This window comes from Streptomyces sp. NPDC054847 (assembly GCF_053610925.1).
The window spans coordinates 1-8,782 of record NZ_JBSGZJ010000310.1 but is presented as its reverse complement, the minus strand read 5'-3'; the positions used below and the strand labels follow the sequence as shown (position 1 = coordinate 8,782).

At 72.1% G+C, this 8,782-nt stretch carries 8 protein-coding genes; 4 read left to right on the top strand and 4 right to left on the bottom strand.

Features of this window, described 5'->3' with window-relative positions; genetic code table 11:
- Positions 1–21: 21 nt before the first annotated feature.
- Positions 22–456 (bottom strand): nuclear transport factor 2 family protein, encoded by a 435-nt coding sequence (locus ACWGH4_RS25255; RefSeq protein ID WP_453464896.1) that lies wholly within the window; start codon positions 454–456, stop codon positions 22–24.
- A gap of 116 nt (positions 457–572) precedes the next feature.
- On the opposite strand from ACWGH4_RS25255, the gene ACWGH4_RS25250 reads away from it, so the two are divergent.
- From ACWGH4_RS25250 to ACWGH4_RS25240, 3 genes are read left to right on the top strand one after another with little or no spacing between them, the layout of a single operon-like run.
- Complete coding sequence (locus tag ACWGH4_RS25250) at positions 573–1,142, top strand: PadR family transcriptional regulator (RefSeq protein ID WP_364596329.1); 570 nt, start codon at positions 573–575, stop codon at positions 1,140–1,142.
- Positions 1,129–2,019 (top strand): SGNH/GDSL hydrolase family protein, encoded by an 891-nt coding sequence (locus tag ACWGH4_RS25245; RefSeq protein WP_453464893.1) that lies wholly within the window; start codon positions 1,129–1,131, stop codon positions 2,017–2,019. Before ACWGH4_RS25250 ends, ACWGH4_RS25245 begins: the two co-directional genes overlap by 14 nt.
- The gene (locus ACWGH4_RS25240; RefSeq protein ID WP_441261502.1) at positions 1,976–2,182 is read left to right on the top strand and encodes a DUF5988 family protein; all 207 of its coding nucleotides are present in this window, start codon (positions 1,976–1,978) and stop codon (positions 2,180–2,182) included. Before ACWGH4_RS25245 ends, ACWGH4_RS25240 begins: the two co-directional genes overlap by 44 nt.
- Before the next feature lie 165 nt (positions 2,183–2,347).
- Here the strand turns inward: ACWGH4_RS25240 and ACWGH4_RS25235 are convergent, their stop codons facing one another.
- The 3 genes from ACWGH4_RS25235 to ACWGH4_RS25225 form a co-directional block, all read right to left on the bottom strand.
- The gene (locus tag ACWGH4_RS25235) at positions 2,348–4,690 is read right to left on the bottom strand and encodes a beta-N-acetylglucosaminidase domain-containing protein (RefSeq protein ID WP_453464899.1); all 2,343 of its coding nucleotides are present in this window, start codon (positions 4,688–4,690) and stop codon (positions 2,348–2,350) included.
- A gap of 270 nt (positions 4,691–4,960) precedes the next feature.
- Positions 4,961–5,497: a hypothetical protein gene (locus tag ACWGH4_RS25230; protein ID WP_453464890.1), complete on the bottom strand. Its 537-nt coding sequence runs from the start codon at positions 5,495–5,497 to the stop codon at positions 4,961–4,963.
- A gap of 123 nt (positions 5,498–5,620) precedes the next feature.
- Complete coding sequence (locus tag ACWGH4_RS25225) at positions 5,621–7,513, bottom strand: BTAD domain-containing putative transcriptional regulator (RefSeq protein ID WP_453464887.1); 1,893 nt, start codon at positions 7,511–7,513, stop codon at positions 5,621–5,623.
- A gap of 153 nt (positions 7,514–7,666) precedes the next feature.
- Here ACWGH4_RS25225 and ACWGH4_RS25220 point away from each other — a divergent pair, with 153 nt between their 5' ends.
- A complete protein-coding gene (locus tag ACWGH4_RS25220) occupies positions 7,667–8,677 on the top strand; it encodes an ArsR family transcriptional regulator (RefSeq protein WP_453464884.1) in 1,011 nt (336 codons plus the stop codon).
- Positions 8,678–8,782 lie beyond the last annotated feature (105 nt).

Here is an 8,782-nt window from a genome sequence, read left to right as displayed (position 1 = left end):
GTCACCGGTCGGCGCGGACCGTCATCGACCGTGCGGAGCCGGGACCATGCCGTCGGCGACCAGTCCGGCGAGGACCGCCTCGCCCAGCGCGTGGACGGCCGACTGCGGCCGGACCATGACGGTGAACTCCTTGATCCGGCCGTCGTCGTCGAAGTGCAGCAGATCGATGCCGTGGATCTGCTTGCCGTTCACGGTCGCCCGGAAGGGCAGGATCGCCGACGGGGCCTCGACGCCGTCCGCGCCGGTCTCCGCCGCGCCGTCGTAGTGCCCGATGTAACGGAAGTCCTCGAATACGCGCATCAGGACGCCGAAGAGGCCGAGGAGCATCGGCTTCCCGTCGAACGGAGTGAACTTCACAGGGCTGTAGAAGCGGATGTCGTCGGTGAACAGCTCGTCCAGAACCGTGAGGTCACGGGTGTCGACGGCGTTGCGGAAGCGCTCTGCTGCGGTAGCCATGGTGTCTCTTTCCTGCCTGGTCGCCGAGATTCTTCTCTACTCATGAAAGTGACTAGTCAGATTCATGAGTATCATGGTCGGCGTCCGTGTACGAGCGCAAGAAGGAGGCGGGCCCGATGGCCTTGCGGCACGCTGTCCTGGCGGCGCTGCTCGACGAGGAGTTGAGCGGATACCAGCTGGTGAAGGCGTTCGACCTCGGTGTGGCGAACTTCTGGCACGCCCAGCCGCAGCAGCTCTACGCAGAGCTCACCCGCCTGGAGAAGGACGGGCTGATCACCGGCCGTGAGGTCGTCCAGGAGAACCGGCCCAACAAGCGTCTGTTCAAGGTCACCGACGCCGGCCTGGCCGAACTGGACCACTTCACCGGCACCGCCGCCAAGCCGTCGTTCATGCGCGACGACCTCGTCGTCAAGGTCCAGGCCGCCGACCACGTCGACACGGACACACTGATCGGCCGGCTCACCGAGCGTGCGGCCATGGCCGAGGCCAAGGTCGAACTCTTCGGCAAACTGCTGCGCACCATGCGGGGCGACCGTACGGAGGAGGAGTTCCTCCGCCACGGGGAACGCGTCGGCCCCTACCTGACATGCCTGCGCGGCCTCGCCTTCGAGCAGGGCAACCACGACTGGTGCGTACGCACCATCGCCGTCCTGCGGGAAAGGGCAGCCGCCGATGTCCGCGAGTGAAGGGGAAGGCCTGCGCTACGTCGCCCTGGGGGACAGCCAGACCGAGGGACTCGGCGACGGTGACGACGCGGTGGGCCTGCGCGGCTGGGCCGACCGGCTCGCCGAACACCTCGCACGCCACCACCCGGGCACCCGGTACGCCAATCTGGCCGTACGAGGACGCCTGGCCCGTAACGTCCGCACCGAGCAGCTCGCCCCCGCCCTCGCGCTGCGGCCCGACCTGGCCACCGTGGTCGCCGGGGTGAACGATCTGCTGCGGCCACGGTTCGACGCCGACGAGGTCGGCGCCCACTTGGAGACGGTGTTCGCCGCGCTCACCGCCCAGGGGGCCCGCGTCGCCACCGTCACCTTCCCCGACGTCACCCGGATCACCCCGTTCGCCAGGCCGCTCGGCCCCCGCGTCGCCGCGCTCAACGACCGGATACGCGACGCGGCCGGGCGCCACGGCGTCGTCGTCGCCGAGACCGGCCGCCACGCGGTGGTCAGCGACCTCCGGCTGTGGAGTCCGGACCGCCTCCACGCGAGCCCGCTCGGGCACGCCCGGATCGCCGCCGCCGTCGCACACGCCCTCGCGCTGCCCGGCAGCGACGACACCTGGACGCACCCCCTGCCGCCGGTCGCGCCCGCTTCCCCCGGCCGGGGGAGGGCCGCCGCCGAACTGCGCTGGGCAGCCGCCTTCCTCGGCCCTTGGCTCGGCCGCCGACTGCGCGGCCGCTCGTCCGGCGACGGCCGCACGGCCAAACGCCCGCAGCTCCTCCCCGTCCTGACGCCGGACCCGCAGGCCCCGGCGCGTCGTGGCGGAGAGGGACAGCCGCACGGGGAAACTGACCTCCATGAGCGACGCGATGAAGGCCGTCCTGGAGGGCGGCCCGGATGACCTCCCCGAGCGAATCGTTCCCGTGGACGACCCGGGGCAGGAGCTCAAGATCCCGTTCCGCGGGGGATACGAGCACTTCAAGTCCACGACGCGCACGCAGAACACCGACGAGGGCCAACTGCCGGTGTACGAATGGTGGGAGCGCACGGAGCTCCCGGGCTGACGCGGCAGGGTCCGCTCGTAGCTCGTAGCTCGTAGCTCGTAGCTCGTAGCTCGTAGCTCGTAGCGGCGGGCCGAGGCCCGCAGGACCACGGCCCGCGCAGAATCGGGCCGGCCGTGGCCGGCATCGGGCGGCCTGGTGGCGAAGGGGCCGCCCGGTGCCGATGCCTCAGGACGCGGGTGCCCCGTACACGCCCAGCTCGTGGATCGAGTAGCCCCAGGTCGTCTTCCGGTCGACGCCCTGCATCCGCACGTAACGCACGGCTTCGTCGTCGGCCGGAAGCCGCACGACGTCGTTGCCGCACTCTTCCGGGCGCTGCGTGGCAACGGTCTTCCAGTCCGTGCCGTTCACGGACGTCCGGACCGTGTACTCGGTGGCGCAGGCGCTCTCCCAGGCCAGCGTCACCGCGGCCACCTTCGACGGTGCGGCGAGTTCGACCTGCACCCACTCGTCATCGGTGTAGCCGGACGCCCAACGCGTGCCCATCAGGCCGTCGTTGACGTGCCGGGCAGCCAGGCGGTCGAGGTTCTGCTCGACGCTGGACGCCGTCGCCATCCCCTTCGGCGCGAGGTTCTCCCCGCCGCCGGCGACGTCCCACAGCTGGAGCCGGACCTCGGCCTGCACGAGGAACACGTCGAGCACACCGTCGCCCACCTTGGGCTGCGCTGAGCCCCAGGAGTTGCGCGGCGGGTCCACCCGTACGGCCGTGGCCTGCCGCTGGATCCCGACCGACTCGCCGCGCAACTCGTCGGCCCTGTCCCGGTCACCGGCCTGCCGGGCTTCGAGCGCGTCCAGCATCCGCACCATCGCCCTGCCCCACAGCTCGGTGGCGTCGAGCCACGGCGCCGCGTCCGCGGTGAAACCACGCTCCACGGAGCCGCTCCGGATGACGGCCGGCGCCTGCTCGATCCTCGTCGCGTAGCCGCGCAGGGACGCGACCGCCTCCGCACGGTTCCCGGCGTCCCACGACGTCCAGAACCGGGCCACCCGGCGCGCGAGTTCCGGCGCCTGCTCCTGCCAGGGAGTGGCGCCGAACGTGGGCGCCATGTGCTCGAGGTCGCCGAGGACCAGCAGCGCCTCGGTCGCCTCGCGATCGCCGCCCGCGAGGTACGCCATGGCACGCGGCCAGCTCGCCCGCGCGTCGTACGCCGCGTCGTTCCAGGCGAAGTCGGCCGCGCCGAAGACCGCGACCTTGCTGGCGTACGGCTGGTTCATCGGGTTGGCGACGATGCCGGCGAGATGCGCGGACAGGCCCGCTTCGCGCTTGTCGTACGGGGCGAGCAGCAGCCTGCCCCGGGTGTTGCCGAAGTCGTTGACGGGATAGTTGTCCCAGACGAAGACCTTGCGTCCGAACAGCTTCGCCGCGCCCTCCGCCTGCTGGTTGGTGATGCTCGGCGGCACGACGTCGGTGCCCGTCCACATCACCTCGACCGCGGGGTCGAGGGTGGCCCGCATCGTCTGCTTGTACGCGGTGTCCGTCAGGTCGCCGTACTCGGTGGGCACCATCTGAAGGGGCCGTACGCCGGGGTGGGTGGCGACGAAGGTGCGCTGCACATCGTTGAGCAGGTCGACCTGTGCCTCGGCGGCGGCCTGCCGGCCCGGTTCGCCGTAGGCCGCCCTGTCGCCCTCGCAGTTCCAGCGGGTGTAGCTGATGTCGTCCAGGGGGATGGAGAAAGCCCGGGTGCCCAGGTCGTACATCGCCTGGAGTTTGGCCCTGAGATCCTTGCGGTGGGCGGCGTCGGAGTAGCAGATGGACTCGCCGGGGGAGACGGCGAAGGTGAAGCGGACGTGGTTGGCGGTCGCCCGCCGCACCAGCTCACCGAGCTCGGCGAGCTTGTCGGCGGGGTAGGGCTCACGCCATTTGCCGCGGTGATAAGGATCGTCCTTGGGTGCGTAGATGTACGTGTTGGCCTTCACGTCGCCGTAGAAGCTCATCTGGTCGAGGCGCTCGGCGTGCGTCCAGGGCGTGCCGTAGAAACCCTCGATGGTGCCGCGCAACGGCATGGACGGGAAGTCGCTGACCTCGGCGCCGGCCACCTTCCAGCCGTCGTCGCCGCGTACGAACAGCTGGCGCAGCGTCTGCACCGCGTAGAACTGGCCCGCGGCGTCCTTGCCCGCGAGGGCGATCCGGTGCCCCGCCCCGCCGGAGCCCGCGACGCGCACGGCGTAGCCCTCCGCACTGCCGGGAACGGCGGTGTCGCCGAGGGCCGCGGCGATGTCGGGCCGGTCGCCCGGGCCGAGCCGCACGGTCAACAGCCCGCTCGCGGCAGCCGGTTCACGACCCGGAGCGACGATGTCGACCCGGTCGGCGCCGTGGCGCTTCAGCTCCGCGACGAGACGGTCGCGGGCGGCGGCGTCGGTGCGGGCATCGGCGACGACGAGCACCCGGTCGGTGACGACCGCGTCGGCGCCGGCGCGGTCGATCGACCGGGGTGTGGGGGAGACGGGGGGAAGCGGGGCAGTGGGCGCCGCCCCGGCCTGCTGGACGGGGGAGAGGATGCCCACCGTCATGGCGGCGGCCGAGGCTGCTGCGGCGAGGGACAGGCGGACCGTTCTTCCGTGCCTTCTCACGAGACCTCCAGAGTGGTCTAGACCGCGAACTGCGGCACACCGTACCGGCGGAGTGTCCGGAGCTGTCCATGGATGCGCCCACGCCGGACTTGGACTTTTGCGCGGGGACGGGGGAGCGGGTTCGGCCCGTGGCGACCGCTCGAAGACGCGGGGACAGGGACGGGCGCGGCGCCCGGAGCCGTCGGCCCAGGGACAAGGGGCGGTGCGTCCTCAGGAACCCTGGGCCGACGGGACCCGCCATTCCCCGGAGTGGCCGGGCGGGAGCGCCAGGTCGTTCCGGACGGCCGCGTAATATCTTTCGCGCGCGGTGCGCTGGCGCTCGAGCATCGCTGACCACGTGGCGGGGCTGACGGTCCCGTCGCGCAGGAACGCTTCCATGTCCATCACCGCGACGACCCACTCGCGGGCCTTCTCCACCACGTCCGGACTCCCCAGCATCAACAGGGCCTTCCCGGCGGGATCCCGGGCGACAGCGGCCTCGGCCAGGTGGGGCGCCGCCTCCTCGGGCGACAGCGGATGCGGGTGGGGGTCGTTGCCGAGATGCGCGGCGATCCGGTACGCCAGGGTGACGGTCTTCTTCAGCGCCCTGGCGTAGTCGGCGTAGACCGCCAGCCGCCGTTCCTCCCAACGGGCCGCCTGCTCGCGGCGGAAGCGGGCCGCGTCGCCCCGCGTGATCGCCAGGTACGAGCCCAGGGCACCGACCACCACACCGATCAGGGCAGGAAGCTGCTGTATGAACGCGGACATGGTCACACGGTATAGCCGGAAGGCCGACACCGTGACAGCCCCATGGTCGGACGAACCACCCTGCCCGCAAAGGGTGTTGCCAGCAATGTCGCAAGGACCGGTGATCTTTCGGCCCGCCGCCTCTCAGCTGCTGATACCGGTCGCCGAAGCGTGAGGACGCCGGACGCGCACGGGGCAGCCGCACGTTCCCGCTGCCGTCGAAGGCCGCCGCGGCGTCGACGGTGGCGAGATACCGGTCGCACCGCACAACCGCCGCCAGGCCGCGGCCATGTCCGGGACGGTATCGCAGTGCTCGGCCGCGTACAGCCGCAGCAGGTCGTGGAACCGGAACCGGTTCCCGGCGGTCCGCTGCACGAGGGCCGCGGTCACCAGCGCGTCGAGCAGCCGCGAAGCGACTCCGACCGGCGCGTCGAGCAGCGCGGCCGTCGCCTCGACGGTGAAGTCCGGCCCGGGGTGCAGCGCGAGCAGGGCGAACAGCCGGGCCGCTTCCGGTGCCAGCTTGGCGTGGGAGCGGTCGAAGGCGGTACGGACAGCGGCATGCGGATCACCCGGAACGGAAAGCTTCGCGAGCCGCCCGTCACCGGCGAGTTCCACGGCACAGTCAGCGAGCGAGCGCCCGGGCCGCGCGGCGATGTTGACGCCGGCGATGCGCAACGCCAGCGGCAGGTACGCGCACAGCTCGGCCACGCGGTCGGCCGCCTCCGGCTCCTCCTCCACCCGCCGCGCGCCGACGGCGTCGGCCAGCAGCAGACGGGCCTCGGCCGGGGCGAACACCTCCAGGAACGTCGTACGGGCGGCATGGCTCGCCACCAGGCCCCGCAGGTCCGACCGGCTGGTCACCAGCACGGCCACCCCCTGCGTCCCGGGCAGCAGCGGCCGCACCTGCTCCGCGTCCGCCGCCTCGTCCAGTACGAGAAGCACCCTGCGACCGGCGAGACGACTCCGGAAGGCCGCCGCCCGGTCGTCCAGCAGCTCGGGAATGTCCCCCGGCCGCTGCCCGGACGCCCGCAACAGCGCGGCCAGTACCTCACCCGGATCGCGAGGCCGGACGCTGTGGCCCGACAGCCGTACGTACCACTGCCCGTCCGGAAAAGCCTCCCGCAACCGATGCCCCAGCCGCACCGCGAGCGCCGACTTCCCGACACCCGGCGACCCCCACAGCACAACCGGCGCGTCCGCCCCGACGGCCAGCTCCGAGGCCAGGCGCCGGAGCAGGCCCGTACGCCCGACGAAGCGGGGTACACCCATCGGCAGCTGACGCTGGACCGTCCAGTCCGGCCCGGCCGGCGCCGCGAGCAAGGGCTTCCCCGTCAGCATCGCCGCGTGGAGTCCTTGCAGCTCGTGCCCCGGATCGATGCCCAACTCCTCGGCGAGCGTGGCCCGGGTCCGACGGTAGTGCGCAAGCGCATCGGCCTGCCGGCCGGTGCGATGGAGCACGAGCATGTACTGGCCGGCGATCCGTTCGTCCAGCGGCCGGGCCGCGCTCCGCTCGGACAGCAGGGGCAGCAGTGCGGCATGGTCACCCAGCCGCAACCGCCGCTCCACGTAGTCCGACTCCGCGACCTCCCGCTCAATGACCAGTCCCTGCCGCGCCGCGTTGAACCACGGAGTGTCCACCCCTGCGAACGGCTCCCCCCGCCACAGCGCGAAGGCCTCCCGGAACAGCACCAGCGCCGTTCTGTCGTCCGCGGCCCGCGCCCGCCGCAGCAGATCACGGAAGAGGTGCACGTCCACGGCGGGTTCGCCGACGGCGAGGGTGTACCCACCACCCCTGCGTTCCGGGCCCGCACCACGCAACACCCGCCGCAGCCGCGACACGTAGCTGTAGAGCGTCCCCCTCGCCCGCTGCGGTGGCCGGCCGCCCCACACCCGGTCCGCCAGCTCATCGATCGGCACCGTGCGGCCCGCGTCCATCAACAAGGCGGCCAGCACGGTCCGCTGACGAAGCGGCCCCAGCGGTACGAGCCCTCCGCCGGTGTCCGTCTCGATGCCGCCGAACAGCCGGAACTCGTTCACACGTCCTCGCCCCCCGTGGACCGGCATCCCGCCGGTGCTCGCATTCCCGAAGCGGCGTCCGACACGCCCGGCGTCAGCTTTGCCGACAACGGCGGAGCTGAGCCATGCTGTTGCGGCTGAGTGCAAAAGCTGAGCGCAACGGGGGAGAACGCGATGCTCCGCATTCATTTCAGTGACGCCGACCTGGGGCGGACCAGACTGGCCACCAGACCCGATCCGCTCTGGGAGATAGCCGCGAGCCTGCACCGGCTGCAGTCGCGGAAGGGAGCGTGGGCCTACGCGGGGTGGACCCGCATGGCGCGACAGCGGTTACGGGAGAGCGGGCTGGAGCGTTCCGTGCGGGACGTTCTCCTGCGCTTGTATCCGCGGGCCGAGTATTTTCCGGACTTCCTGACGCCGGCCGGTGCCCTGGACGGTTTCGAGGCGGGCGTGGAGTCGATCCTGGCCACCCCGCCGCAACGGATCCTGGAGGAAGTGACCATCCTCGACAGGACCGTCGGTGCGCCGGCATGGGTCGGGCGGCTGGTCGAACCGGCGGCGCGCAGGGAACTCGTCGGGCTGCTGCGCGCGTACCACGAGGCCGTCGTCGTCCCGTACGAGGAAGTGGTCCTGGCGAAGCTGGAGGCCGAGCGGGCGGCGCGCTGCCGTGGCCTCCTCGACGGGGGAGTCGAAGGCATGCTCGCGGGGCTCGGGCCCATGATGCGGTGGCGGCCTCCGGTCCTGGAGGTCACCTACCCCACCCAGGCGGCGGACCGGGACCTGTATCTCCACGGGCGGGGGCTCACGCTCGTCCCCTCGTACTTCAACTGGGCCGAACCGGTCGCCTTCGCAGATCCGGAACTGCCGCCCGTCCTCTGGTACTCGATGCTCCACGAGCCGCCCCCGGGCGGCGGCGACGACCCCGGGAAGCCCTTGACCGCCCTGCTGGGCCGGGCCCGGGCGATCGCCCTGTACGCCACCTCCGCCGGCGCCACGACCGGTGAGATCGCTCGCGCGGCCGGGGTTTCGGCGTCGTCCGCCAGCAGGCACGCGACCGCGCTGCGCGATGCGGGACTCCTCACGAGCGTCCGTCATGGGCCGTCCGTTCTGCACACGCTGACGCCGGTGGGAGCGGCGATGCTACGGGCCGCGACACGGGGAGCCGGGACGGCGGCGCACGATTGACGACGTGATCGCACGTGCCGCCGGTGAGCACGCGGCGGTGCCCACCGGCGGCACCCGGTCACGCCTGCGCGCGTTCGAGACGCGCGCGCCTTGGCGCGGCGGCCG

Bases quoted from the DNA above. Each gene is read 5' to 3' on its own strand.
- ACWGH4_RS25230 (WP_453464890.1), bottom strand. From the start codon at position 5,497: ATGTCCGCGTTCATACAGCAGCTTCCTGCCCTGATCGGTGTGGTGGTC.
- ACWGH4_RS25235 (WP_453464899.1), bottom strand. From the start codon at position 4,690: ATGACGGTGGGCATCCTCTCCCCCGTCCAGCAGGCCGGGGCGGCGCCC.
- ACWGH4_RS25250 (WP_364596329.1), top strand. From the start codon at position 573: ATGGCCTTGCGGCACGCTGTCCTGGCGGCGCTGCTCGACGAGGAGTTG.
- ACWGH4_RS25255 (WP_453464896.1), bottom strand. From the start codon at position 456: ATGGCTACCGCAGCAGAGCGCTTCCGCAACGCCGTCGACACCCGTGAC.
- ACWGH4_RS25220 (WP_453464884.1), top strand. From the start codon at position 7,667: ATGCTCCGCATTCATTTCAGTGACGCCGACCTGGGGCGGACCAGACTG.
- ACWGH4_RS25245 (WP_453464893.1), top strand. From the start codon at position 1,129: ATGTCCGCGAGTGAAGGGGAAGGCCTGCGCTACGTCGCCCTGGGGGAC.
- ACWGH4_RS25240 (WP_441261502.1), top strand. From the start codon at position 1,976: ATGAGCGACGCGATGAAGGCCGTCCTGGAGGGCGGCCCGGATGACCTC.